Source organism: Bradyrhizobium nivariense, assembly GCF_029846695.2.
Lineage (GTDB): Bacteria > Pseudomonadota > Alphaproteobacteria > Rhizobiales > Xanthobacteraceae > Bradyrhizobium.
This window is the reverse complement of record NZ_JARWCR020000011.1, coordinates 23,706-47,341: the sequence shown is the minus strand read 5'-3', so window position 1 is coordinate 47,341 and position 23,636 is coordinate 23,706. Positions and strand designations below refer to the sequence as shown.

Here is a 23,636-nt window from a genome sequence, read left to right as displayed (position 1 = left end):
TTGGAACGGGGGTGACGGGACGGAAAGTGCGGTCAGGAAGAGGCGGCAGCGCGCCGGACTAGGCCGCCGTCGCCTGCTGCAGCTGGGACGCGACCATACGCTCCAGCGTCTCGACGGACTGGAAGTTTTCCGGTGTGATCTCGGACTGGGGAATCGTGAAGTCGAACTCGGCTTCGACGCCGAGCATCAGATTGACCATGTCCATCGAGGTCAGGCCGGCATCGACGAGCTTGGCCTGCGGCGTGACGTCAGCGGTGAGCGAGTTCTGTGCAAGGATGCCCTTCACCAGCTTGATGATGCGACTGCGCAATTCGGTGTCGAAGGCCTGCATCGGTAAATTCCCATCTGTCGACAAAGGTCGGACCGGTTGCCGGCTACGATGGGCACGGCGGCCCGATCCCGCAATGGGCGTCAGCATTACTTCGCGTTTCTTAGTAAACGATGACTCAGATTGTCTGGATTTTCGGCCTCTTACAGATCCCTAACGCGACCGCGGAGATTCGGGCGATGCAAACAACCGGACCTTAACTGTCTGTTCGGAATTGGGTTTTGTTTACCCTCTATTTCATCGACGAATTTGAATTAAATCCGTAGCCTCGTCTCATAAGCAAAGATGGTCGGAGGATCGCTTACGGCATCGCGAATGATGCCGACGATCTCGAACGGCAAACCGGAGGCGGACGAGTATGAACGTGCGTGAAGCAGTCCTCACTGTCGACGAGACACAGACGAGCTTTCTCGAGCAGGGTCCCTCCCTCATCGAACGCGCCGCCCGAACCGCCGCTGCGGCGGCTGCCGACGCAGACGGGGTCGATCGCGACGCCCGCTTCCCCCACAAGGCTTTCGAGGTCGCGCGTGAGCAAAAGCTGCTCGGCGTCATGATCCCGGTCGAGTTCGGCGGCTTCGGTGCCTCGATCCACGACGTCACCGACATCTGCTATACGCTCGGACGCGCCTGCGCCTCCACGGCGATGATCTACGCGATGCACACGACAAAGGTCGCCTGCGTCGTCAGGCACGGCCACGGCATTCCCTGGATGGAAACCATGATGCGCCGGGTCGCGCGCGACCAGTGGCTACTCGCCTCCTCCACCACCGAAGGCCAGAACGGCGGCAACATCCGCACCAGCGCGGCTGCGGTCGACCACGCCGGCGACACCGTCTCGCTCGTGCGCGACGCCACCGTGATCTCCTACGGCGCCGAGGCCGACGGCCTCGTCACCATCGCCCGCCGCGCCACCGATGCTTCTGCGTCTGACCAGGTGCTGCTGGCGCTCGCCAAGGACGATTATTCGCTGAAGCGGACGCTGGGCTGGGAAACGCTCGGCATGCGCGGCACCTGTTCGACCGGTTTCGAGTTGAAGGTCGACTGCCCCGCCGACCGCGTCTTCCCGGAATCCTACGACAAGATCCACGCCCAGACCATGACGCCGTTCGCGCATCTGTGCTGGTCTTCGGCCTGGGCTGGTATCGCCGCTGCCGCGGTCACGCGTGCGCAAGCCTTCGTCCGCAAGGCGGCCCGCACCTCAGGCGGCCAGATGCCGCCGGCGGCCGCGCATTTCACCGCCGCCAAGATGTCGCTGGCCAAGCTGCGGGCGCTGATATCAGCCAATATCGACGCCTTTGCCCGCGCCGAACACGACGAACGTGCGCTCGGCTCGCTCGACTTCCAGTCTTCGATCACGCTGTTGAAGGTGCAGGCGTCCGAGCTCGCGGTCGAGACCGTGATGCATGCGATGCGTACCGCAGGCCTCTCCGGTTACCGCAACGACGGTGAGTTCACCATGGGCCGCCATCTGCGCGACGTGCTGTCGTCGCCGATCATGATCAACAACGACCGCATTCTCGCCAATGCCGCGACGTCGACGCTGATGAGCGGCGTGCCCTTGAGCCTTCGTGACTGACGTGCCTTTTCGTGACTGACGTGCCTTGGCGTGACTGACGTATCTTGGCGACCAAACCAACAAGAACAATTTTGAGATAGCAGGACATCGAACCATGAACATTGCCGTCCTCCCCAATTCGCCCGAGACCGCCCCGCAAATCGCGGATCCGCTTGATCACCTCGCCGACAAGCTGTTCCACTCCATGGGCTCGGACGGCGTCTACGCCCGCACCGCGCTTTATGAGGGCATCGTCGAGCGGCTCGCCGCACTGATCACGAGCCATCGCGAAGCCGGCACCGAAGTGATGCGCTTCCCGCCGGTGATGAGTCGCGCCCAGCTCGAGAAGTCCGGCTACCTCAAGAGCTTTCCGAACCTGCTCGGCTGCGTCTGCGGCCTGCACGGCACCGAGCGCGAGATCAACGCCGCGGTAAGCCGCTTCGATGCCGGCGGCGACTGGACCAGCTCGCTCTCGCCGGCAGACCTCGTGCTGTCGCCGGCGGCCTGCTATCCCGTCTATCCGATCGCGGCGAGCCGCGGCCAGTTGCCGAAGGGTGGCCTGCGTTTCGACGTCGCCGCCGACTGCTTCCGCCGCGAGCCGTCGAAGCATCTCGACCGGCTGCAATCGTTCCGGATGCGCGAGTATGTCTGCATCGGCAGCCCCGATGACGTCGCCGATTTCCGCGAGCGCTGGATGGTGCGCGCGCAGGCGATCGCGACCGATCTCGGTCTCACCTTTCGCGTCGACTATGCCAGCGATCCGTTCTTCGGCCGCGTCGGTCAGATGAAGGCGGTGAGCCAGAAGCAGCAGCAGCTCAAGTTCGAACTGCTGATCCCGCTGCGCTCGGAAGAGCAGCCGACCGCCTGCATGAGCTTCAACTATCACCGCGAGCATTTCGGCACGACCTGGGACATCCAGGACGCCAATGGCGAGCCGGCCCACACCGGCTGCGTCGCCTTCGGCATGGACCGCCTGGCCGTCGCCATGTTCCACACCCACGGCACCGACCTTTCCGCCTGGCCCGCCAAGGTGCGTGAGATCGTGGGCCTGCAGCCGCAGACCGCGGCCGATGCCCATGGCGAAGGCTGGCGCTAACAGAACGAGGCCGGTCATTTCCACGGGAAAGACGAGCGTGATCCATACCAAGGTCCGATGCCGCGAGATCACCGAATCCGACGTTGAGGCGGTCGCGGATTTGCTGACGCGCGGCTTCGTCGGCCGCTCGCGCAACTACTGGATCCAGGGCCTGCGCCGGCAAGCCTTCCGGCCGGTGCCGGAAGGCTACCCGCGCTTCGGCTACATGCTCGACAATGACGGCACGCCGGTCGGCGTGCTGCTGCTGATCTACACGGCGCGGAAGGACGGCGATGAGACCGCCATCCAGTGCAATTTGTCGAGCTGGTACGTCGATCCGGCCTACCGCAACTACGCGCCGCTGCTGACCAAGATCGCGCAGCGGCACAAGGACGTCACCTATCTCAACATCAGCCCGGCGCCGTGGACCTGGCCCATCATCGAGACGCAGGGCTTTCGCGCCTATTGTCGCGGCATATTCTTTTCGGTACCTGCGCTGGCGCGCGTCCCGCGCTGGAGCAAGATCGAGGTCATCTCGCAGCACGCCAAGACGATCGACGGGCTTTCAGACGCGGAGACCGAGCTCTTGACGCGGCATGCGCGCTACAATTGCCTCAGCCTCGTCTGCCGCACGCCGAATGGAACGTTTCCCTTCATCCTGCAACCGGTGCGCATCCGCCGCGGCTTCATTGCGCCGCCCGCGATGAAGCTGATCTACTGCCGCAGCGCCGCCGAATACGCCGAATGTGCAGGCCGCATCGGCCGGCTGCTGCTGCGGCTCGGCAAGATCGCCGTCGCCATCGATTCCAACGGCCCGGTTCCCGGCCTCGTCGGCATCTACACCGAGCGGCGCGGCCGCAAGTATTTCAAGGGCCCGCACCGGCCGCAGCTCGCCGACCTCACGGATACGGAGCTCGTCCTTTACGGGCCGTAGGTCGCCCGGGCCGAGCATTCACTGTCGTCCCGGCGGATTGTTGCGCGTTCCCGCGTCCGAGGCACACGACTCTGCATCGCCAGTCACCCTCCGTAAACTACGGCGCTTAAGGGAATTTTCCCGCCTCTTCGCTACCCTCGGCGACTGAATTCCGTTGCGTTAAGTCTATTGCCCGCCGAGACCCAGCCGCCCCATGACGTCGATCCGCGACAACGAGCTTGATGCACGCCGCGAAGAGGGCCCGAAGGCCCTCGTCGGGCTGAGCCAGCTTGCGCTCGACCACATGGAGCAAGGCGTCTGCGTCTACGACGTGGCCAACCGGATCGTGCTGGTCAATCAGCGCTACCTCACGCTGTTCAATATGTCGACCGAGATCGTGCGGGTCGGCACGAGCTATCGCGACGTGCTCGCTCATAGCGCAGCGCTCGGCAACTTCCCGGCGGGCGAGCTCGAGGCGCTCTATACCAGGCGGATGAAGCTGATCGCGGACGGCCAGCCGTTCCGGACCGAGCAGCATCTGGCGAGCGGCCTCGTCATGGCACTCGAGCTGAAGCCGCTTCCCGGCGGCGGCTGGATGACGATCTGCGACGACGTCAGCCGCCTCGCCCGACTTGAGGCGGAGCTGCGCGTGCAGACCGAGCGCAGCCAGCACGCACTCGCGAACATGTCGCACGGGCTCATCATGTATGATTCCGACAGCCGCGTCGTCGTCTGCAACGAACGTTTTCTGAACCTCTACAACCTCGACCCGGAAATCGTGAAGCCGGGCGTCACGCACGGCAAGGCCATCGATCACTGGCTTTCGCGCGGCAACCTGCCAGGGATGTCGGCCGAGGAATTCCACGACACCAGGCTGAAGGACGTGCGCACCAGGAAAGCGAAAACCCTGCTGGTGATGCGCTATGACGGACGGATGGTGCAGGCGGTCTCCCGTTTCCTGCCCGACGGCGGCTGGGTGACGGTACACGAAGACGTCACCGAACGGCTGCAATACGAGGAGACGCTGAGGCAACAGAACTTCATCCTCGATGCGGCTCTGGAGAACATGGCGCACGGGCTCGCCTTCTTCGACAGCGACATGCGCCTGCGCGTCTGCAACACCACCTATCGCAAGATCTACGGGCTGTCGCCGGAGGAGACCAAACCCGGCACGCATCTCGCCGAGCTGATCGAGCGCTCGATGGCGAACGGCGCGTTCTCATCCGAATATAGTCCGCAACAGCTCCTGGAAGCCGCCAGCGCGAGGATCGCCGACCGCGACTCCTCGCCGATGCGCCGGCGCATGTCGAACGACACCATGATCTCGGTGCGCTACTGCGCGCTGGCCGAGGGCGGTTTCGTCGCCACCTATGAGGACATCACCGAGCGCGAGCACGCAGTCGAGGAGTTGAGCGAGCAGTATCGGCGCTTCGACGCGGCCCTGAACAACATGAGCCAGGGCCTGTGCATGCTCGATTCGAGCCTGCGCGTGATCGTCTGCAATCGGCGCTATATCGAGATGCACGGGCTGTCGCCCGACGTGGTGAAACCGGGTGTGTCGACGCGCGAGATCATGGAGCACAGCTGCGAGCTCGGCATCCATCCAAATACCAGTGCCGCGCGGCTCTATGCCGACTATGTCGAGAGGCTGCGCGAGGGCGAGCACACGCTGCACCGCCATTTGAGCGACGGCCGCATCATCAAGCTCAATCACAAGCGAATGGAGCACGGCGGCTGGGTCGTCACCTATGAGGACGTCACCGAGCGCCACAAGGCCCAGGCCCGCGTCGCGCACATGGCGCGGCACGATTCGCTCACCGACCTGCCCAATCGCACGCTGTTCCGCGAGAAGATGGGCGAGGGGCTGAACCAGGTCGCGATCGCCGGCGGCGCGATGGCGGTGCTGTGCTTCGACCTCGACAATTTCAAGACCGTCAACGACCGCCTCGGCCACGCGGCCGGCGACCGGCTGTTGCGCTGGGTCGCGGCGCGGCTGAAGGAGTACGTCGGCGAGCACGACACCGTCGCGCGGCTCGGTGGCGACGAATTCGCCGTTCTCCAGCGCGGACCGCAGCCGCAATCGGCGGAAAAGCTCGCACGACGCCTGGTTGAGGTGATCGGTCACCCGCCGCCGCTGGAGAACCAGTCGATCCATGTCGGCGTCTCCGTCGGCATCGCAATCGCGCCCGAGCACGGGCTCGATGCCGACGAGCTGATGAAATGCGCCGACCTCGCGCTGTACCAGGCCAAGGCCAAGGGGCGCGGCGCCTATCAGCTGTTCGAGCCCGAGATGGAGGAAGAGGCCCGGAGCCGGCACGCGCTGGAGCACGACCTGCGCGGCGCGCTGGAGGCACGAGAATTCCACCTGGTGTTCCAGCCGCAGGTGCGGCTCGACTCGACCGAGCTCACCGGCTTCGAGGCGCTGCTGCGCTGGAAACATCCATCGCGCGGCTTCGTCTCACCGGCCGAATTCATCCCGATCGCGGAAGAGAACGGGTTGATCGTTCCGATCGGCGAATGGGTGCTGCGCACGGCGTGCGCGACTGCCGTGTCCTGGCGCGATGTCACCGTCGCGGTGAACCTGTCGCCGGTGCAGTTCCGCTCGCGCGGGCTGGTGGCGATGGTCACAAGCGCACTTGCGGAGGCCGGCCTGCCGCCGCAGCGGCTCGAGCTCGAGGTCACCGAGACGGCGCTGCTCGACGACAGCGAGGCGACGATCGAGATCCTGCACCAACTCCGCGCCTTAGGGGTGCGCGTCAGCCTCGACGATTTCGGCGTCGGCTATTCATCGCTGAGCTATCTGCGCAAATTTCCGTTCGACCGCATCAAGATCGACCGCTCTTTCGTCGGCACGCTCGGCGAAAGCCCGGAAAGCGTCGCCATCGTCCGCACCATCGCCAGCCTCGGCTCGGTGCTCGGCGTCGAGACCACGGCGGAGGGCGTCGAGACGGTGGAGCAACTCGATTTCGTGCGCGAATGCGGCTGCACGGCCGTGCAAGGATATTATTTCGGCAAGCCCTGCCCGGCGGCGGAAGTCGACCGGGTTATCGAGACCTTGAACGCAGTTCGGCGCGTGGCGTGACGATGTCTCAGCTTACCGCCGGCAGCAAATTATCCGGCGACGCGCCCCACGGGCGGTCGGCCGACGCAAGCCCGATCAGGCGGCCCTGGATGTAGTCGCAGCCCCAGTCGCGCAGCATGTTTGCTGCCTCGTCGTCCTGCACCCATTCGGCCACCGTCTTGATGTCGAGGCGGCGGGCGAGGTCGATCAGGGTCTGCACGAAGGCGCGGTCGTCGACGGAATGGGTGATGTTCTGCACGAAGGCGCCGTCGATCTTCACGATATCCACGCCGAGCTTGCGCAAATTGCGGAACGAGGTATAGCCGGCGCCGAAATCGTCGATGGCGATGCGGCTACCGAAATGCTTCAAGCGGCCGACGAAAGCGCGGACGTCATCGATGTCCTGGATCGCGACCGTTTCGGTGATCTCGACGATCAGCCGCTCGGCAACGCCGGGATGCGCCTGCATCAGTGATTCGATACCGGCCCACCAGTCCGGATCCATTGTCGTATCAGGCGAGATGTTGAGGCTGAGGCGGATGTCGGGTGCGGCGGCGAGCTCGGCGACCACGAGCTCGAGCACGCGGTGATCGACCAGGCGGATCAGGCCGAGCCGCTCGGCGACCGGCACGATGTCGGGCGCGAGCAGCACCTGGCCGTCGCCCTGGTCCATCCGCACCAGGCATTCGTGGAACGCGCGTTCGCGCGAGGCGGCCGAGACCACCGGCTCATAGGCGAGCTTGATACGGCGCTCGTTCAGCGCGGTGACGATCTCGTCAGTGACGCGGATGTTGACGCGGCGCTGGGCGTCGCGCGCGGCATCCGGGCGCCAGGTGGCGAACGAGCCGATGCGGCGTTGTTTCGCGGCGTCCAGCGTCTCATGGGCGCGATTGACGGCCTCGTCGGTATTGCGGGCATAGCGCGGCACGCTGACCGCGCCGATCGAGGCGGTGACCGACACCGGGCCGGATTTGGTCGGCACCACCTCGTCGCGGATGCCGGCGAGGAAGCGCTCGGCGGCAACGTTCATGTCGTCGACGGTGCAGTTCTTCAGGATCAGGCCGAACTTGTTGCCGGAGAAGCGGCCGAGCACATCGCCGCCGCGCAGGCGCGCGCGGATGCGCTTGGCGACGTCGAGGATCACGGCATCCGCGACATCGAACCCGAAGGCGTCGTTGACTCGCGCGAGATGATCGATGCCGACCAGCATGAAGGCCGCGGTCGAGCGGAAACGGGTCGTCTCCTCGATCGCCTCGGCCAGCGCCGCGATCAGATGCGAGCGATTGAGCTCGCCGGTCAGCGGATCGAGCCGGGCGAGCTTCGTCAGTTCCTCGTCGCGGGCGTGGCGCTCATTGTTGATGCGGACGGAGCCGATCGCACGCACCGGGCGGCCGTCGGGACCCGAGAACCAGCGGCCGGTCTCCTCGATCCAGACCACGGGATCGGCAGCGCTCATGCGCACGCCGTACTCGACCCGGTAGGGCGTGCCGTCGGCGCCATGCACGGCGGAGGTCTGCGCCAGCGCCGCGGTCCGCAGCGATTGCGCGGGCTCGATCAGCTTGGCGAATTCGGCGCCGGTGGCCAGCCGCTCGGCGGGAATCCCGGGGAAGATGGCGCTGACCTGCTCACCCCAGACGATGGCATCGTTGGCGATGTCCCAGGCGAACACGGCCTGGCCGAGGGCGGCCATGATGTCGGAGGCTTGCGGCAATGCGGGGGTCAAAATCGCCTCGTTTCGGGACAGCGGGGGAGTCCTGAGTCGGCACAAGATAAAGCCAGATTCGCCCCCGACCCTAGGCAAAGTTGATAAACAATTTGGAAACCACGTTTCCTCACGCGCAGGAACCAAACCGGCCCGCCCGGCATAGGCCTTGCGAGTACATGACACGCACCGGCGCCAGCGTCTCGAAACGCGACAATCTTCGCCGGTCCAACGGTGATTGCGATGTTGAGTACTGATCGATTGGACGTGGCGGACAACGGCACAGGCACGGCCCTGGTGCCGCTGATGCCGATTTTGCAGTGGGCCCACAAGGCGCCGCTGCCGCGCCCCGATCCCAGCTTCGTCACCCAGCTCATCGCCAATGCCGAGCACCTGCCCCAGACGGGTCGGCTCCGCCGCGCGTCTTCCGAGGATGCGCAGGTAGCCTACGGCAGCAAGCGCCCGCTTCCGAGCGTCACCGCGCGCACGCGGCAGGTGGCTTGAGGTAGATCAGCGGGGCGCGTCGGGAGACGACGGCGTGCCGTTGCCGGGCTGAAGATGCGGCGAGGGGATTTCCGGCGAGGACGTACTCTGAACCGGCTTCGGCGCGGGCTGATCCATCAGCACGGATTCGGCGACCGACTGCGCGGAAGGCGCGGATGCGGGCGGCACCGCTGGCGCAGAGACCGGCTCGAACTTGGGCTCGACGACCGCTTCATCGACCGCCCCTTCAGCCCGGCGCTTGGCCTTGCGCGGTGTCGGCACAGTCTCGGCGACATAGGCGACGCGGCGGCGCGTGCGCTGGGCGATGCCGCCGAGGAAATCGGCCATGGCGAGCAGCACCAGAAGGAAATAGGTGGAGTTGCCGAATTTGGGCCACATCGCGAATTCGGCCGCTGCCGCGCCGAACACGATCAGCGACAGCAAATGATCCATCAGGAATTTCGAGCCGGGCCGCGCGCCCTTGACCACCTCGAGCAGCAATAGCACGACGCCGAGCGCGAGCATCACGTCGGCAAGCGTGACCGGCCAGGTCTCGCCCGTGATCATCGGCACCTTGAACAGCACGTCCGTAAAGGACACGCTCGGCATCAGGAAGGCGATGATGTTGTAGACCGCGAGCGGGATCAGGAGCAGTGGGAAACCGACCATCGGCGAAATGCCTTCTCGATCAAGATATCCAGACAGGACAATGCGGCGGCGAAGCATTCGCTCCGCCGCCGTCACCGTCATATCTCATGGGTTGGCCGAAATCAGGCAGGCCGATCGTCCTGCCCAAAGAAAGGTCCTTAACTCAGGACTCTTTCTTCTTCAGGACCTGACGGCCCTTGTACATGCCGGTCTTGAGGTCGAGATGGTGCGGACGACGGAGCTCGCCTGAATCCTTGTCTTCCACATAGGTCGGCTTCTTGATGGCGTCAGCCGAGCGGCGCATGCCACGGCGCGACGGCGAGGTTTTTCTTCTCGGAACGGCCATTTCAGTATCCTCTAGGGATTGGTGTCATCAGGGCATCGTCCGCGAGGGGACGGCTCAGCACCCGCAAACCGAGGCGAGCTGAATGCCAGTCAAGGCCGGGCTTATAGAGGAAGGCTGGCCTTAAATCTAGGGCTCTGGGCCGGAAAATACGCCCGGAATGGGCTCAAAATCAGCGATTTTCCCGCCAGCAGGTCGAAAGCGAGCTGGCCTGCGCCCTCGCCACATAGGTCCCGGCCAGCCGCCTGACGCCCGGTCCCGGCGTCCTGGCGCTGCGTTTGACCGGATTCGGCAGGATCGAGGCCAGAAGCGCCGCCTCCCGGGGGGAGAGGTTCGCCGCCGACTTGCCGAAGGCATAGGCGCTGGCCGCCTCCACCCCAAACTGGCCCTGCGGGCCGAGCTCGGCGATGTTGAGGTAAATCTCCAGGATCCGCGCCTTGGGCAGGACGAAATCGATCCACAGCGCCAGCGGAAATTCCAGCGCCTTGCGGACGAAATCCCGCCCCTGCCAGAGGAACAGGTTTTTCGCCACCTGCTGGGTGATGGTGGAGGCGCCCCGGAACGGCGTGCCGTCCTCCTTCGCGTCGTCGATGGCCTCACGCAGTGCGCCCCAGTCGATGCCGTGGTGCTTGCAGAAATGGGCATCCTCGGCCGCCACCACCGAGCGCGGCAGTGAGGGCGACATCGCCGCCAGATCGATCCATTCCCGCTGCATCGGAGCGCCGCGGAGCGAGCGCCAGGCCATCAGCGTCGAAACGGGATGGCCGGTGCGGTAGAACGGCGCGATCACATAGGGTGCGAGAGCCGCGACCGCGAGCACCAGGAGAAGGGTTTTGACGACGCGCAAATCAACCTTTCCGGCGCAGAACGAAACGCGGCCACGGGCCCGGCATTAAGTCTGTGATAATTCGGGCCTTTTCCAGCACTTTTTAGGCCTTCCAAACGATTGACTGAGGCGGGCGCATAAAGGATTGTCCCGCCGAATTTTAGTTCTGGAGCCCTTCTTGATGACCGGCACGTCCCCGTTCGATTTCGCCAAACGTCTGGACAAGACCGCTGATGACACCGAGGCCCTGCTCGGGCGCCTGCTGTCGGACGACATCCTGCCCGATGAGATCGCCCGGCCCAAGCGACTGATGGACGCAATGCGCTATTCGAGCCTCAATGGCGGTAAGCGCCTGCGGCCGTTCCTGGTGGTCGAGAGCGCAGCCGTGTTCGGCGTACCCCGCGAAGCCGCGCTGCTCGCCGGTGCGGCGCTCGAATGCATCCACTGCTATTCGCTGATCCATGACGATCTGCCGGCGATGGACAATTCGGACCTGCGCCGCGGCCGTCCGACCCTGCACAAGAAAACCGACGACGCCACCGCGATCCTCGCCGGCGACGGCCTCCTGACCCTCGCCTTCGACATCATCACCCGCGACGAGATCCATCGCGACGCCAATGTGCGGCTTTTGCTGACCCGCGCTCTGGCGCGCTGCGCCGGCATCGGCGGCATGGTCGGCGGCCAGATCCTCGATCTCGCCGGCGAAGGCCGCTTTGGCGACCGCGAGCCGGTGGACGTCGCCCGTCTTCAGCAGATGAAGACCGGTGCTCTGCTGCGCTACGGCTGCATCGCCGGCGCGATCCTCGGCCAGGCCTCGCAGAAGGAATATCAGGCGCTCGACGATTACGGCCGCGCACTCGGCGAAGCCTTCCAGATCGCCGACGACCTGCTCGACGTCGAAGGCGATGCGGCTGCACTCGGCAAGCCGTCGGGCCAGGACGCCGCGCTCGGCAAGACCACCTTCGTCACCCAGCTCGGCATCGAGGGCGCCAAGCAGCGCGTCCGCGACCTGCTCGCGCGGGCTGACAGCGCCGTGTCGATCTTCGGCGATCGGGCCGCCGTGCTGCGAGCGGCTGCGCGCTTCGTGGCTGAACGCAAGAACTGACGCGCATCGATGGCGACAGGCGGCAAAGAAGATCCCGTCCTCGTCCGCTTCCGGCAGATGTCGCGGCCGATGCGCGTGCTCTACGCGCGGCCGCGGACGTTCATCTCGCTTGGTGTCGGCATCCTCGTCTGCCTGCTTGTGCCGGGCTCACCCCGGCTGACGACGCGGCTTGTGCTTGGCTGGGATGCGCTGGTCGCGGTCTATCTCGTGCTGGTCTATGCAATGATGCTTTGCAACGATCACCAGCACATCCGCCGTAGCGCCGCGATGCAGGATGACGGCCGCTTTGTGATCCTGCTGGTGACGGCGACCGGTGCGTTCGCCAGCATCGCAGCCATTGTCGCCGAACTCGGCGTCCACCGCGGCGCCGCGGCGCTGACCATCGCGATCACCACCATCGCGCTGTCCTGGGCCGCCGTGCACACGACTTTCGCGCTGCATTACGCGCATGATTATTATCGTCACGCCACGCCGGGCGGCCTTCAGTTTCCCAGCGGCGACAGGGAAGACCACGCCGATTATTGGGACTTCGTCTATTTCTCGTTCGTGATCGGCATGACCGCGCAGGTCTCCGACGTCGGCATCACCGACAAGACCATCCGGCGCACCGCCACCGCGCACGGCATCGTGTCATTCATCTACAACACGGCCTTGCTGGCGCTAACTGTCAACATCGCGGCGAGCGCGATCTCGACCTGAACTCACTTGCATGGAATCGTCCTGGCGAAAGCCAGGACGACCATGTGGGGACGCCGCGATCCTAATAACACACCTCGGCATTGGCATCGTTGCCGGGGCCGCCGCCGCCGCGATATTCGAGATGGCAGCCGCGGTTGACCGGACGGCAGCCGCCGCTATTGCAGAACATCTGCCCGCCACTCGAGGGACGGCCGGCGCCAGCGGCAGCAGCAATGCCGGCAGCGCCACCAAAGCCGCCCGCCGATCCGCCGGCCTGACGACGCTGCCGTGCGGGACGCTCGTCACCATCGTCACGCTTGGCGGTCGCAGGCTTGGCCGTCGCAGGCTTTCCGGCACGCTTCTTCTCGCATTCATTGTCGTCGTTAAGCACGGAGCCGGCGCCGCAGACGATCTTGGTGCACTTGTCGCCGTCAGCCTTGAAGCCGTGCTCGCAAACCAGCGGACAGACGCGTGACTGTTTTGACTTGACCGTGTCGAGTGCATCGGTGCTCGCCACCTTCACGTCGAGCTTGGTGCCGGCATAACGGTTGAACTGCGACAACGACCGCTGCGCGGACGTAGTCCAGTTGCCTTCGGCAGCGCCGGAGAAGCAGCCGACGCGGCCAAGCTCGGTCTGCACCGAGCGGCTGAGATCGGCCGGCGCAGTGGCCGGCGTCAGCGACGCGACGTTGGTGCCTGCGGGGCTCGCCGTGCTGGCAGGCACAGCGCTCGGCGCCGCGGCAGCGAGGTTGACGCGCTGCTGCTCGGCGGCGGCTGCCTGCTGCTGCGCCTGCTCCTTGGCCTTCTGCGCGGCAAGCTGCACCTGCTCTGCGGCCTTCGCATCGGCGGCTGCCTTGGCCTGCGCATCCTTCTGGGCGCCAAGCGCGGCAAGACGATCGCGCTCGGCTTCGGCCTGTTTCGCCTTCTCGGTGGCCGCCGCATGAGCCTGCTCGGCGCCGATTTTGTCGAGCTGAAGCTTGGCGAGGCTCGAATAGAAACCGTCGGGATGCTGGGCGAGGAAGGCATCCCACGCCGGCCTGTTGCCGACCTGGAGCGCGAGTTCGTAATCGCGGCGGACGTCGGCTTGCGGGTTCGCCGCGGGCGCTGCCGGAGCCGCAGCGGTCCCCTTGACCGGCACCAGCGGCACGTCCTCGCCGCCGAGCGAGCCATAGACGAACGGCTCTTGCCTGTTGCCGGTCGACTTGAGCACGTCGTCACGCACGAATCCGAAGGCGCGGCGAACGTCGAGGCCCGGCGTCGTCAGATGCTTCGACAGCGCCACGGTAAAGGGGCTGTTGGCGCCGTCGCCGTCCTGCGCCGTGAAGCCGGCCTTGGCCGAATAAGCGATCAGCGTGTTGGGGCTGGTCGGCTCGACCTGGGCGAGGCCGCGGCCGATGCTGCGCGAGGCGACCGTGCGCTTCATGGTCTTGCCGAACGGATTGTCACGGCAGGCATCCAGGATCACCAGGCGAAGCTGCTTGGCCGGTTCGACCGCGACCAGGACGCGGTCGAGGGAGAGCGCCTCGTCAAAGACGTCGGTGTCACGCTCCAGCTTGGCATCGACAGGAATCAGATAGTTCGAGCCTTCGACCTCGATGCCGTGGCCGGCATAATAGACCACGGCGATGTCGGCATCGCGGGTCCCGTCGGCGAATTCGCGCAGTACGCGGCGCGTGTCCAGCGCCGACAGATCGTGCCGGGAATCGACGATATCGAAGCCGGCCTCTTTCAGAGTCCTGGCCATCACCGAACCGTCATTGACAGGGTTCGTAAGCGACGGCGCGTGCTGATAGGCCGAGTTGGCGATCACCAGCGCGACGCGCTTCCCGGCGAAAGCGGGACCCGCGCCGAATAGCAGCGCGACCGCGAGGAGAAGTGGGCAAAGTCTGAGCAAGTTGCGCATGACACGACTTCCGAGTTCAGGGCGGTTCGAGCCCCTTTGGGATGGCCTTAGCAGGGTCCGCCGCGGACGCTTGTGATGGAGGTCACGAAGGTGTCGCCGGCGGCAGGCCGAAAGACCCCTTTTATTTGTCGCGCCAGTCCGGTCGCGGTTCGCCGAGAAACAGGGGCGCCGCAGGTTCCCTCAGGTATCCCCGATGTGGCCCCGATATTGAGGCAGATTGTCCGTAATCTCGTGCCAGGGCGCCTTCGAGCCCACGAAAATGTGGGCGCTCGGTCGGATCGAGGGGGCATCGACCAGGGTTCCCATGGCGACATGGACCCATTTCCCGTCGCGCACCCGGGAATAAAGCAGCGAGCCGCAGCGGGCGCAGTGGGCGTCATGGGTGGTGTCGTCGCCGTAAATGACGCGCTGGTCTTCACCATGGGCGATGCGCAGCTTGTCCTGGGTTATTCCGGCGAACGGCTTGAAGGCGGCGCCGGTGGTGCGGCGGCAATTCGAGCAGTGGCAGTTCATCGCATAGGAGAACGCGTCCGCCACCTCGTAGCGCACGGCGCGGCAGTAGCATTCGCCGATCAGGATACGAGCGTTCGAATTCCCTGATCCGGTCATCACGGTGTCCTCGCGCAAATGGTACGCACTCCCATAGCGCATTTTGATGCGTACGACTAAGTTCGGCCCGCGCCATCATTCAAAGGGATGACCATGAGCCAGAACCGTTCGAGCCTCGAAGCCGTCGTGCAATCCTATTTCGACGGACTTTACGAGGGCGATGTCGAAAAACTCGGCGCCATCTTCCATCCTTCTGCTGATTTGCGCTGGGTCGAGAAGGGCGAGCTGCAGGTGCTGACCGTGCCGGACTGGCTCGACCGCGTGCGCAAGCGTCCCTCCGGCAAGGCCGAAGGCAAGCCGCGCGAGGATTTCATCGTCACCATCGACCGTTCGGACGACAAGACCGCCTTCATCAAGGTCCGGTGCCAGCTGCCGCCGCGTTTTTTCACCGACTATCTGGTGGCGATGAAGCTCGCCGACGGCTGGCAGATCGTGTCGAAGTCGTATCGGTATGACCTGAGGGAGTGAGGGGAGCTTGCCTCTCGCTCGTCGCTGCCTCCTCCGTCATTGCGGATGAAGCGTACGCTGCGTTCCCTCCCCCTCCATCTCCGCCCAAAAGGTCCCCCATGCTTCTCGACCGCCGATCGCTGCTCGCCTCGCTGTGCTGGATTGCCGCCTCCCCCGCGCTCGCCGCAGACGCGCTGCCTGAACTCGAAGCCTATGAGCGCGAGAGCGGCGGGCGGATCGGGGTCTATGCCGAGAACATCGCGACCGGCGCAAAGCTCGCCTGGCGCACCGACGAGCGGTTCGTCATGTGCTCGACATTCAAGGCCTCGCTCGCGGCTTGCGTACTGGCGCGGGTCGATCGTGGCGAGGAGCAGCTTGCGGCCATGATCCCCTACGGCAAGGCCGACCTGCTGGAGTACGCACCGGTCGCCAAGCAAAACATTGCCGGCGGCGCAATGTCGGTCACCGAGATGTGCAAGGCGATCGTCGAGCTCAGCGACAACACCTGCGCCAATTTGTTGCTGGCGCGGATCGGCGGCCCTGCCGCACTCACCGCGTTCTGGCGGTCGCTCGGCGACACCACCTCGCGGCTGGACCACAACGAGCCCGAGCTCAACCGCTCACCGCCCGGCGATCCCCGCGACACCACGACGCCGGCGGCGATGGCAGGCAATCTGCGGCAGATGATGACGGGCGAGGCGCTGTCGCCGACCTCGCGTGCTCAACTCACGGAATGGATGGTGGGTTGCAAGACCGGCGCGAACCGGCTGCGTGGCGGGCTCCCCGCAAGCTGGAAGATCGGCGACAAGACCGGCAACAACGGCAAGGACGCCTCCGGCGATATCGCGGTGGTCTGGCCCAAAATCGACACGAAGCCCGATGCACCGATCCTGATCGCGGCCTACACCCAGGGCGGCACGCCGAATGCGGCACAGTTCGAAGCCGTATTCGCACGCATCGGCCGCATGGTGGCTGAGCGGCTGGCGTGAGCCGCGCCGCATTGACCTTGCGGTTGCTTCCGGGCCAAGACAGGCCATGATCGAAGCGAAATTTCAGACCTTTCTCATCCTGCTCGCCGTGCTGGCCGGCACCGCGCTTGTCGCGCGCCGCTTCAACATCGCGCCTGCCATTCTGCTGATGCTCTCCGGTGTCGGCCTCGCCTTCGTGCCGGGCATGCCGCCGGTCGAACTGCCGCCGGAACTGGTGCTGCTGATGGTGCTGCCGCCGCTGATCTACTCGGCCAGCGTCGCGATGAGCTGGCGCGAGTTCAAAAAGAATCTTCGCCCGATCGTGCTGCTCGCGGTCGGCGCGGTGATCTTCACCGCGGCGTTGGTCGCAACCGCCACCCACTATTTGATCGGCCTGCCCTGGACGATCGGCTTCCTGCTCGGGGCCATCGTAGCGCCGCCCGACGTGGTGGCGCCGCTCGCGATCGCGCGCCGGCTGCACATGCCGCGCAGGCTCATGGTCATCCTCGAAGGCGAAGGGCTCGCGAATGATGCCACCGCGCTGATCCTCTATCGCTTCGCGCTCGCCGCGATCATGGTCGGGCATTTCTCGCTGCCTCTGGCGGGCGGCGAGTTCTTGCTCATCGTCGCTGGCGAGATCGCCTTCGGCATCGGTGTCGGCTGGCTCTCCTTGCGGTTCCGCAAATGGTCGGGGGATCCGCAGGTCGAGCTGACACTTTCGCTGATCACGCCCTACGTCTCCTACTGGCTGCCCGAGCATCTCGGCGGTTCCGGCGTGATCGCCACCGTCGCCTGTGGCCTCTATGTGAGCTGGAACGGCCCGCTGCTGATCTCGGCATCGACGCGCCTGCAGGGAATCTTCTTCTGGGACCTCGTGATCTATCTGATCGAGGGCTTGCTGTTCCTGCTCACCGGATTCCAGATGCGCGCGCTCTACGAAAAGTCGAAGGCGTTTCCGCTCGACGACATCCTGATCGCGACCGCCGTGGTCCTGGCGGTCGTCGTGATCGCGCGCTTCGCCTGGCTCTATCCCGCGACCTATCTGCCGCGGCTGCTCAGCAAGTCGCTGCGCACGCGCGATCCCTCGCCGCCATGGCAATGGCCGTTCGTGCTTGCGTTCACCGGCGTGCGCGGCGCGGTGTCGCTGGCGGCAGCGCTCGCGCTGCCGTTCACCCTGCCGGGCGGTGAAGCCTTTCCGTTTCGCGACCTGATCCTGTTCGTCGCCTTCGGCGTCATTTTCGTCACTCTGATCGGCGTCGGCCTCACGCTGCCACCGGTGGTGCGCTGGCTCGGCGTCGCGGAAGCCGGTCGCAACGAGCATGTCGCCGAGCACGAGGCCGAGATCGCGGCACGCCGCCAGGCCCTCGATGCCGCCCTGAAGTCGCTCGACGTTCTGACCGAGGAGAAGGACGTGTCGGACGAGGTGATGCGGCTGCTGCGCGCCCGCCACGAGATCCGGGTCAACCAGCTTCCCGACTCGCTCGATCCCACCCACCACGACGTTTCCGCCGCCGGCACCGCGCTGACCCGCGACCTAATCGCCGCCGAGCGCAAATTCATCCACGACCTGCTGCGCGACGGCCAGATCACCGACGAGACGCGGCGGCGGATCGAGCGCGATCTGGATCTGGAGGAGGCGAGCTTGGCGAACCGGGAGTATCGGGGAGGGCCGCTATAACCCTCCGTCGTCCCGGACAAGCGCGCCCAAAGCGCGCGCAGATCCGGGACCCATTACCACAGGGAGTAGTTTGGCGAGGACCCGTGGTTACCGGTGTCGCGCCACAACTGCTCTCTGGGGTAACGGGTCCTGGCCTTCGTTAGGACGACTGTGGCAAACTACCGCCTCGCGCAAAATTCCCCGAGCCCCGCTGCCACAGCGCCCGCGATGATCTCCTGCCGCTCCGGCGAGTTCATCGCCATTTCCTCGTCGCGGTTGATGATGGAGCCAGCCTCCAGCAGCACGGCGGCGCTGCGGGTTTGCGAGAGCACGACGAGCCCGTCATAGCGGTAGACGCCGACATCCTTGTCGAGCAATTGGCGACGGTAGCGACCCATCACCGGCAGGGTGTATTGGCCGGCATAGTGCAGGTCCTGCTCTTTCAGCTGTCTGCCGATCATCCGGGCCAGCATCAGGCTGGTGGCGAAGTGCGGATTACGCTCGGACACGAACAGCGAGTGACCGGAAAAGCGGTCGCTGAAATAGCTGTTCGCGCCGTCGAACTCCCAGGTCTCGAGCAACTTGTCCGGCACGGAGTCGTGATGGATCGACAGGAAGAGATCGGCCCGGGCGTCATTCGCGATGCTGACGCGTTTGAGCAGGCTCGGCCGCGCCTTGCCGTCCGTGACGAGCAGGCGGGCTGCGGCAAAGCCCTCGGCCTTGAGCTTCGCCGTGATGAGCCTCGCAAGCCGGAAGTTGAAGCCGAACTCCGGATCATTGCGCGCGCTCAACGCGCCGTAGGAGTCCGGCGTGTGCCCGACATCCACGACGATCCTGAATTTCGACATCTCACATTTGACCGGCGACTGTGGTCGCTTGGATTTTGCAATCTTTCGCGCGACAGCAGCATGACCGGTGTCAGCAGGCGCCAGCGACGATAGCAAGATCGATGCGACGAGCGGCAAGGCAAGCCTTGCAATGATGCTGCGCGGTTGCCCCAAGCCCTACTCCGCTGCCGCAATCCGCGGTCGGCCGACGAATCCCGCGACGTCACCGAAACGCTCCAGCATCACCGCGGAAATGTCCTTGGCCTTGCTGGTGACGGACTCGGTCAGGAAGTTGTTGTCCTCGGCTCGGAGCATGGAAATCCTCCCGATTTGTTTTTGGGAAGGTTGGCGCGGCAGCGCGAAGACGTCAATGCAAGAACGGTTTCGTGGGCAAAGCGACTTGTCCGCCGTAGCTCGCAGAGCGAAGGCGGAAGCGTGCCCACCCTAGAGCGCCGTACGTCACACCGGCCGCTCCCCCTTCACCGTCACCCGCGTGCCCGAGCGCGTATGCGGCCAGTAGTCCCACATCGCGCGGTGTTGGGCGCAGCGGTTGTCCCAGAAGGCGATGGCGTTCTCGGTCCAGCGGAAGCGGCACTGGAACAGCGGGTTCTCGGCGTGCTGGTAGAGATAGGCGAGCATCGCGTCGCTCTCATCACGCGGGATGCCGTTGATGTGGCGGGTGAAGCCGCGGTTGACGTAGAGCGCTTTCTTGCCGGTGACCGGGTGCGTGCGCACCACGGGGTGCTCGGCATTTGGGTAGGCGGGGCGGTCGGCGACGCCGTAGTTTGCATAGAGGCCGCGATAGATCGGCTCGCCGTCATGCAGCGCGGTCACGCCGTCGAGATAGGCCTTCATGCGGTCGGACAGCGCCTCATAGGCCGCATACATGTTGGCGAACAGCGTATCGCCGCCGCGCGGCGGGCACTGCTTGATATAGAGGATCGAACCCATCGGCGGCTCGAGATCGCAGGACACGTCGGAATGCCAGCCCTCGCCGTTGGCGCGCGGCGAATTCTTGTCGGCGTAGATCTTCATCAGCGCCGGGTCTTCGTCCTCATGGGGTGCCGCAGGATGAAAATGCAGCTCGCCGAACTTGCGGCCGAAGGCGAGATGCTGTTGTGGCGTGATGTGCTGGTCGCGGAAGAAGATCACGAGGTTTTCGGCAAGCGCGCGATGGACCTCGTCCATCTGCCGGTTGGAGCGCGCATCGTCCGAGACGAGCTTGCCGATGTCGACGCCGGAGATTTCCGCGCCGATGATGGGCGTGAGCTTTTCGACCGCGATGGTTTCGTAAGGCGCGCCGTCTTCCGCCGTGTGGCGATAGCGCGGGCCCTGCTTGCCGGCGAGTGAGCTCATGACGTGTCTCCCGATCGTTTGATTGGGAGCATCGTAGCGCGCGGTTAGGGATGTGCAATCTGCACCGCAACTCGGTGTCGTCCCGACGAAGGTCGGGACCCATAGCCACAGGATCGAGTTTGACGAAGATCCGTAACCACCATCCCGCGCCATAACCGCCCCCTGGGGTTATGGATCCCGGCCTTCGCCGGGATGACAGCGGTGGGTGGAGCGCGCGCGGAGTAAAACTACTCCGCCGCGGTCACCGGCACCTTGGCGCCCTGGCCGTAGCGCTGGTCGATATAGTCGATCACGAGCGCCTTGAAGTCGGCGGAGATGGTCGGACCGCGCAGGGTCCGGAACTTCTTGCCGTCGACGAACACCGGCGCAGCCGGCGCTTCGCCCGTGCCCGGCAGCGAGATGCCGATATTGGCGTGCTTGGATTCGCCGGGGCCGTTGACGATGCAGCCCATCACGGCGACGTTGAGCTCTTCCACGCCGGGATATTTCGTTTTCCAGGTCGGCATCTCGTCGCGGATGAAACCCTGGATCGAGCTGGCCAACTCCTGGAATGTGGTCGAGGTGGTGCGGCCGCAGCCGGGGCATGCCGCAACCAGCGGCACGAAGGTGCGGAAGCCCATGGTCTGCAAGAGCTCCTGGCCGACCTGCACCTCACGGGTGCGGTCGCCGCCGGGCTCCGGCGTCAGCGAGATGCGGATGGTATCGCCGATGCCCTGTTGAAGCAGGATGCCGAGCGCGGCCGAGGAGGCAACGATGCCCTTGGTGCCCATGCCGGCCTCGGTCAGGCCGAGATGGATCGCGTAATCGGAACGGCTGGCGAGAACCTCGTAGACCGCGATCAGATCCTGCACCGCCGAGACCTTGGCCGACAGGATGATGCGGTCCTTGGGCATGCCGAGCTCTTCGGCGCGCGCCGCCGAGAGCAGTGCCGACTGCACCATGGCTTCGCGCATCACCGCGCGCGCATCACGCGGATTGGCCGAGGCGGTGTTCTCATCCATCAGCCTGGTCAGAAGTTCCTGATCGAGCGAACCCCAATTGGCGCCGATGCGGACCGGCTTGTTGTTCTTGTTGGCGATCTCGATGATGTCGGCGAACTGGGTGTCGCGCTTGTCCTTGAAGCCGACATTGCCGGGATTGATGCGATATTTGGCGAGCGCCTCGGCGCAGGCCGGATAGGCCGCGAGCAGCTTGTGGCCGATATAGTGGAAGTCGCCGATCAGCGGCGTGGTGATGCCGCGCTTGAGCAGGCCGTCGCGGATGTGCGGAACAGCGGCTGCGGCCTCCTCGCGGTCGACGGTGATGCGGACCATTTCGGAGCCGGCGCGCGCGAGCGCTGCGACCTGGGCAATGGTGCCGTCGATATCGGCGGTATCGGTGTTGGTCATCGACTGCACGACGATCGGCGCACCGCCGCCGACGGCAACGTCGCCGACCTTGACCTGGGTGGTGTGATGACGCGGCGCAGGCCCCGCGATGTCGGAATCGATGGTGTTTTCGAGCTTGTTCATGGCGTCCAAATATCAGGTTTTGGTGACGTTCAGCAATGCATCACGCGGCGCCGCAGCGGATTGGCTGGGACGGTTAACCAGGAAAAGCCCAGCAATTACAAGGACCGCAGCGGCTCCGAATGTCAGGCTCAGGGTGTCGTGCATGATGAAATAGCTACCCACCACGCCAAACAAAGGGGTGATGAAGGTAAAAGCCGACAATTTGCTGGCCGAATAGGTCTTCACCAGCGCGAACCAAAGCGTGAACGTGGTTCCCACCACCCAGATCGCCTGGAAGGCCATCAGGACCAGCGACAGCGGCGATGGCATGTGGGGGATGGTCTCCCCGAACAGCCAGGCGGCCGCGCCGAGGATCGGGATCGAGGTCGCGACCTGGTAGCCCAGCGCCTTCTCCGGCGCCGCGAAGCGCAGCCGCGTACCCTTGGCGATCAGCGTGGTCGCCGCCCACAGCGCGGCGCCGCCGACGATCATGAGGTCGCCGAGCAGAACATGCGAATCGACGTTGGGCTGCGGCACCCCAATCGCGAGTGCGACACCGGCAAAGCTTATGGCGAGCCCCAGCCATTGCGTGCCGCCAAGCCGCTCGCCGAGCACCTGGTAGGAGCCGAGCGCGACGAAGAACGGCGCGGTGTAGAGGAACACGACCGCCCGCGACGCCGGGGTGAAGCGCAGGCCCTGGAAGATCAGCACGAACTCGATGCCGAACATCAGTCCGGCAATGATTCCGGGCTTCCAGGTGCCGTCGCGTTCGAAGAATTTAACGCCGCGCAAGGTGCCGATGATGAACAGCACCGGCAGCGCGCCCATCGAGCGGATCGTGGCCTGAAGCATCGGCGGAATGTCCGGCAGCACCAGCTTCACCGCGATCTGGTTGAACCCCCAGGTCAGGCACAGCATGAGCATCAGGGCGATGGCGCCGGCGCTGAGGGGACGACCGGCGGACGGTATGGCTCGAGGTGAGGACATTTCTTCCTGAAAAACCGGCTTTGCGCCGTTGTTGCTTTATGCAGCTTTCTGACAATGCGCGCAGACGCCCGTGATTTCCACCACGGACAATTTGGGCGCGAAGCCTGAGCTGCGCGCGGCGGCGTTGAGTTCCTTGGCGAACGACGCCGACGGAATCTCACCGACCAGGCCACAGCGCTCGCAGATCAGGAACGTTACCGCCGAGGTCGCGTCATGGTCGTGGGCGGCGCAGGCGAGATAGGCGTTGCGGCTTTCTATGCGGTGCACGAGGCCGTTGGCCATCAAGAAATCGAGAGCACGATAGACCGTGATCGGCGCCGGCCGCGGCATCGATTTCGCCAGCTCGTCGATCACCTCATAGGCGCCGAGCGGGCGGTGGCTCGAGAGCAGCGCCCCCAGCACATGGCGGCGTATGGGCGTGAATTTCTGCGCGCGCTGCTCGCAGACAGCCTCGGCATGCGCCAGCGCATCCGCAGTGCAGCGGCCGTGATCGTGGTCGGGCGCGGGAAATGCCGGCTTTGCGAGGGTCATGGGACCGGCGTTCTAGCATTTCTGATGGGGAACCCAAAGCAGGACCGGCGATCAGCCATGCTCGTCCTGCGGGACAGCGTCCCGCTAACCCGCCATGAAATAATCATAAGCTTGCTTATTATATCCCAAGCTTATTGGAGACCA

At 65.1% G+C, this 23,636-nt stretch carries 23 protein-coding genes; 10 read left to right on the top strand and 13 right to left on the bottom strand.

Features of this window, described 5'->3' with window-relative positions:
* Positions 1 to 58: 58 nt before the first annotated feature.
* Positions 59 to 331: a phosphopantetheine-binding protein gene (locus tag QCM77_RS11730; protein WP_279683726.1), complete on the bottom strand. Its 273-nt coding sequence runs from the start codon at positions 329 to 331 to the stop codon at positions 59 to 61.
* Positions 332 to 686: 355 nt separating this feature from the next.
* On the opposite strand from QCM77_RS11730, the gene QCM77_RS11725 reads away from it, so the two are divergent.
* From QCM77_RS11725 to QCM77_RS11710, 4 genes are all read left to right on the top strand, one after another.
* Entirely contained in the window at positions 687 to 1,904 is a 1,218-nt protein-coding gene (locus QCM77_RS11725; RefSeq protein WP_279665261.1) for an acyl-CoA dehydrogenase family protein, read from the top strand.
* Positions 1,905 to 1,998: 94 nt separating this feature from the next.
* Entirely contained in the window at positions 1,999 to 2,979 is a 981-nt protein-coding gene (locus QCM77_RS11720) for an amino acid--[acyl-carrier-protein] ligase (RefSeq protein ID WP_279683724.1), read from the top strand.
* Positions 2,980 to 3,016: 37 nt separating this feature from the next.
* Positions 3,017 to 3,892 carry an acyl-CoA acyltransferase gene (locus QCM77_RS11715; protein ID WP_279683723.1) on the top strand — a complete coding sequence of 292 codons (876 nt, stop codon included), beginning with the start codon at positions 3,017 to 3,019 and terminating at the stop codon, positions 3,890 to 3,892.
* Positions 3,893 to 4,085: 193 nt separating this feature from the next.
* The gene (locus QCM77_RS11710; RefSeq protein ID WP_279683721.1) at positions 4,086 to 6,953 is read left to right on the top strand and encodes a PAS-domain containing protein; all 2,868 of its coding nucleotides are present in this window, start codon (positions 4,086 to 4,088) and stop codon (positions 6,951 to 6,953) included.
* 7 nt (positions 6,954 to 6,960) lie between these two features.
* Here QCM77_RS11710 and QCM77_RS11705 read toward each other — a convergent pair whose 3' ends face one another.
* Positions 6,961 to 8,655 (bottom strand): EAL domain-containing protein, encoded by a 1,695-nt coding sequence (locus tag QCM77_RS11705; protein ID WP_279683719.1) that lies wholly within the window; start codon positions 8,653 to 8,655, stop codon positions 6,961 to 6,963.
* Positions 8,656 to 8,877: 222 nt separating this feature from the next.
* On the opposite strand from QCM77_RS11705, the gene QCM77_RS11700 reads away from it, so the two are divergent.
* The gene (locus QCM77_RS11700; protein WP_279665270.1) at positions 8,878 to 9,138 is read left to right on the top strand and encodes a hypothetical protein; all 261 of its coding nucleotides are present in this window, start codon (positions 8,878 to 8,880) and stop codon (positions 9,136 to 9,138) included.
* A 6-nt stretch (positions 9,139 to 9,144) separates the two neighbouring features.
* Here QCM77_RS11700 and QCM77_RS11695 read toward each other — a convergent pair whose 3' ends face one another.
* The 3 genes from QCM77_RS11695 to mtgA all read right to left on the bottom strand — a co-directional run bounded on the left by QCM77_RS11695 (position 9,145) and on the right by mtgA (position 10,955).
* On the bottom strand, positions 9,145 to 9,786 hold the full coding sequence (locus QCM77_RS11695; RefSeq protein WP_279665271.1) for a hypothetical protein: 642 nt from the start codon (positions 9,784 to 9,786) through the stop codon (positions 9,145 to 9,147).
* A 142-nt stretch (positions 9,787 to 9,928) separates the two neighbouring features.
* Complete coding sequence (rpmF, locus tag QCM77_RS11690; protein WP_007598106.1) at positions 9,929 to 10,111, bottom strand: 50S ribosomal protein L32; 183 nt, start codon at positions 10,109 to 10,111, stop codon at positions 9,929 to 9,931.
* 169 nt (positions 10,112 to 10,280) lie between these two features.
* Positions 10,281 to 10,955, bottom strand: coding sequence for a monofunctional biosynthetic peptidoglycan transglycosylase (gene mtgA, locus QCM77_RS11685; RefSeq protein ID WP_279665296.1), 675 nt, complete (start codon positions 10,953 to 10,955; stop codon positions 10,281 to 10,283).
* A 160-nt stretch (positions 10,956 to 11,115) separates the two neighbouring features.
* Here mtgA and QCM77_RS11680 point away from each other — a divergent pair, with 160 nt between their 5' ends.
* Together QCM77_RS11680 and QCM77_RS11675 are read left to right on the top strand one after the other, a co-directional pair.
* Positions 11,116 to 12,039 carry a polyprenyl synthetase family protein gene (locus QCM77_RS11680; RefSeq protein WP_279665297.1) on the top strand — a complete coding sequence of 308 codons (924 nt, stop codon included), beginning with the start codon at positions 11,116 to 11,118 and terminating at the stop codon, positions 12,037 to 12,039.
* Positions 12,040 to 12,048: 9 nt separating this feature from the next.
* Positions 12,049 to 12,738: a DUF1345 domain-containing protein gene (locus QCM77_RS11675; protein ID WP_279665298.1), complete on the top strand. Its 690-nt coding sequence runs from the start codon at positions 12,049 to 12,051 to the stop codon at positions 12,736 to 12,738.
* A 61-nt stretch (positions 12,739 to 12,799) separates the two neighbouring features.
* Here QCM77_RS11675 and QCM77_RS11670 read toward each other — a convergent pair whose 3' ends face one another.
* Together QCM77_RS11670 and QCM77_RS11665 are read right to left on the bottom strand one after the other, a co-directional pair.
* A complete protein-coding gene (locus QCM77_RS11670) occupies positions 12,800 to 14,620 on the bottom strand; it encodes a caspase family protein (RefSeq protein WP_279683717.1) in 1,821 nt (606 codons plus the stop codon).
* Between the two features lie 180 nt (positions 14,621 to 14,800).
* Complete coding sequence (locus tag QCM77_RS11665) at positions 14,801 to 15,229, bottom strand: GFA family protein (protein ID WP_279683715.1); 429 nt, start codon at positions 15,227 to 15,229, stop codon at positions 14,801 to 14,803.
* 93 nt (positions 15,230 to 15,322) lie between these two features.
* On the opposite strand from QCM77_RS11665, the gene QCM77_RS11660 reads away from it, so the two are divergent.
* The 3 genes from QCM77_RS11660 to QCM77_RS11650 all read left to right on the top strand — a co-directional run bounded on the left by QCM77_RS11660 (position 15,323) and on the right by QCM77_RS11650 (position 18,322).
* Positions 15,323 to 15,697, top strand: a complete 375-nt coding sequence (locus QCM77_RS11660) for a nuclear transport factor 2 family protein (RefSeq protein ID WP_279683713.1) — start codon at positions 15,323 to 15,325, stop codon at positions 15,695 to 15,697.
* A 98-nt stretch (positions 15,698 to 15,795) separates the two neighbouring features.
* Positions 15,796 to 16,665: a class A beta-lactamase gene (bla, locus tag QCM77_RS11655; protein ID WP_279665306.1), complete on the top strand. Its 870-nt coding sequence runs from the start codon at positions 15,796 to 15,798 to the stop codon at positions 16,663 to 16,665.
* 49 nt (positions 16,666 to 16,714) lie between these two features.
* Positions 16,715 to 18,322, top strand: coding sequence for a Na+/H+ antiporter (locus QCM77_RS11650; protein WP_279683825.1), 1,608 nt, complete (start codon positions 16,715 to 16,717; stop codon positions 18,320 to 18,322).
* 158 nt (positions 18,323 to 18,480) lie between these two features.
* On the opposite strand, the gene QCM77_RS11645 is transcribed toward QCM77_RS11650, so the two are convergent.
* From QCM77_RS11645 to QCM77_RS11620, 6 genes are all read right to left on the bottom strand, one after another.
* Positions 18,481 to 19,302: an N-acetylmuramoyl-L-alanine amidase gene (locus QCM77_RS11645; RefSeq protein WP_279683711.1), complete on the bottom strand. Its 822-nt coding sequence runs from the start codon at positions 19,300 to 19,302 to the stop codon at positions 18,481 to 18,483.
* A 3-nt stretch (positions 19,303 to 19,305) separates the two neighbouring features.
* Positions 19,306 to 19,443 carry a hypothetical protein gene (locus QCM77_RS11640; protein WP_279683710.1) on the bottom strand — a complete coding sequence of 46 codons (138 nt, stop codon included), beginning with the start codon at positions 19,441 to 19,443 and terminating at the stop codon, positions 19,306 to 19,308.
* 144 nt (positions 19,444 to 19,587) lie between these two features.
* Positions 19,588 to 20,484, bottom strand: a complete 897-nt coding sequence (locus tag QCM77_RS11635; RefSeq protein WP_279683708.1) for a TauD/TfdA dioxygenase family protein — start codon at positions 20,482 to 20,484, stop codon at positions 19,588 to 19,590.
* A 227-nt stretch (positions 20,485 to 20,711) separates the two neighbouring features.
* On the bottom strand, positions 20,712 to 21,995 hold the full coding sequence (gene ispG / locus QCM77_RS11630) for a flavodoxin-dependent (E)-4-hydroxy-3-methylbut-2-enyl-diphosphate synthase (RefSeq protein WP_279683706.1): 1,284 nt from the start codon (positions 21,993 to 21,995) through the stop codon (positions 20,712 to 20,714).
* A gap of 12 nt (positions 21,996 to 22,007) precedes the next feature.
* Complete coding sequence (locus tag QCM77_RS11625; RefSeq protein WP_279683704.1) at positions 22,008 to 22,961, bottom strand: DMT family transporter; 954 nt, start codon at positions 22,959 to 22,961, stop codon at positions 22,008 to 22,010.
* Between the two features lie 36 nt (positions 22,962 to 22,997).
* Positions 22,998 to 23,492 (bottom strand): Fur family transcriptional regulator, encoded by a 495-nt coding sequence (locus QCM77_RS11620; RefSeq protein ID WP_279683703.1) that lies wholly within the window; start codon positions 23,490 to 23,492, stop codon positions 22,998 to 23,000.
* Between the last annotated feature and the right edge of the window lie 144 nt (positions 23,493 to 23,636).

Excerpts from the sequence above, each read along its gene's own strand:
- QCM77_RS11730 (WP_279683726.1), bottom strand. The coding sequence starts at position 331 with ATGCAGGCCTTCGACACCGAATTGCGCAGTCGCATCATCAAGCTGGTG.
- QCM77_RS11675 (WP_279665298.1), top strand. The coding sequence starts at position 12,049 with ATGGCGACAGGCGGCAAAGAAGATCCCGTCCTCGTCCGCTTCCGGCAG.
- QCM77_RS11625 (WP_279683704.1), bottom strand. The coding sequence starts at position 22,961 with ATGTCCTCACCTCGAGCCATACCGTCCGCCGGTCGTCCCCTCAGCGCC.
- QCM77_RS11725 (WP_279665261.1), top strand. The coding sequence starts at position 687 with ATGAACGTGCGTGAAGCAGTCCTCACTGTCGACGAGACACAGACGAGC.
- QCM77_RS11635 (WP_279683708.1), bottom strand. The coding sequence starts at position 20,484 with ATGAGCTCACTCGCCGGCAAGCAGGGCCCGCGCTATCGCCACACGGCG.
- ispG (WP_279683706.1), bottom strand. The coding sequence starts at position 21,995 with ATGAACAAGCTCGAAAACACCATCGATTCCGACATCGCGGGGCCTGCG.
- QCM77_RS11710 (WP_279683721.1), top strand. The coding sequence starts at position 4,086 with ATGACGTCGATCCGCGACAACGAGCTTGATGCACGCCGCGAAGAGGGC.
- QCM77_RS11695 (WP_279665271.1), bottom strand. The coding sequence starts at position 9,786 with ATGGTCGGTTTCCCACTGCTCCTGATCCCGCTCGCGGTCTACAACATC.
- QCM77_RS11620 (WP_279683703.1), bottom strand. The coding sequence starts at position 23,492 with ATGACCCTCGCAAAGCCGGCATTTCCCGCGCCCGACCACGATCACGGC.
- QCM77_RS11720 (WP_279683724.1), top strand. The coding sequence starts at position 1,999 with ATGAACATTGCCGTCCTCCCCAATTCGCCCGAGACCGCCCCGCAAATC.
- QCM77_RS11640 (WP_279683710.1), bottom strand. The coding sequence starts at position 19,443 with ATGCTCCGAGCCGAGGACAACAACTTCCTGACCGAGTCCGTCACCAGC.
- QCM77_RS11700 (WP_279665270.1), top strand. The coding sequence starts at position 8,878 with ATGTTGAGTACTGATCGATTGGACGTGGCGGACAACGGCACAGGCACG.
- QCM77_RS11670 (WP_279683717.1), bottom strand. The coding sequence starts at position 14,620 with ATGCGCAACTTGCTCAGACTTTGCCCACTTCTCCTCGCGGTCGCGCTG.
- rpmF (WP_007598106.1), bottom strand. The coding sequence starts at position 10,111 with ATGGCCGTTCCGAGAAGAAAAACCTCGCCGTCGCGCCGTGGCATGCGC.
- bla (WP_279665306.1), top strand. The coding sequence starts at position 15,796 with ATGCTTCTCGACCGCCGATCGCTGCTCGCCTCGCTGTGCTGGATTGCC.
- QCM77_RS11665 (WP_279683715.1), bottom strand. The coding sequence starts at position 15,229 with ATGACCGGATCAGGGAATTCGAACGCTCGTATCCTGATCGGCGAATGC.
- QCM77_RS11660 (WP_279683713.1), top strand. The coding sequence starts at position 15,323 with ATGAGCCAGAACCGTTCGAGCCTCGAAGCCGTCGTGCAATCCTATTTC.
- QCM77_RS11680 (WP_279665297.1), top strand. The coding sequence starts at position 11,116 with ATGACCGGCACGTCCCCGTTCGATTTCGCCAAACGTCTGGACAAGACC.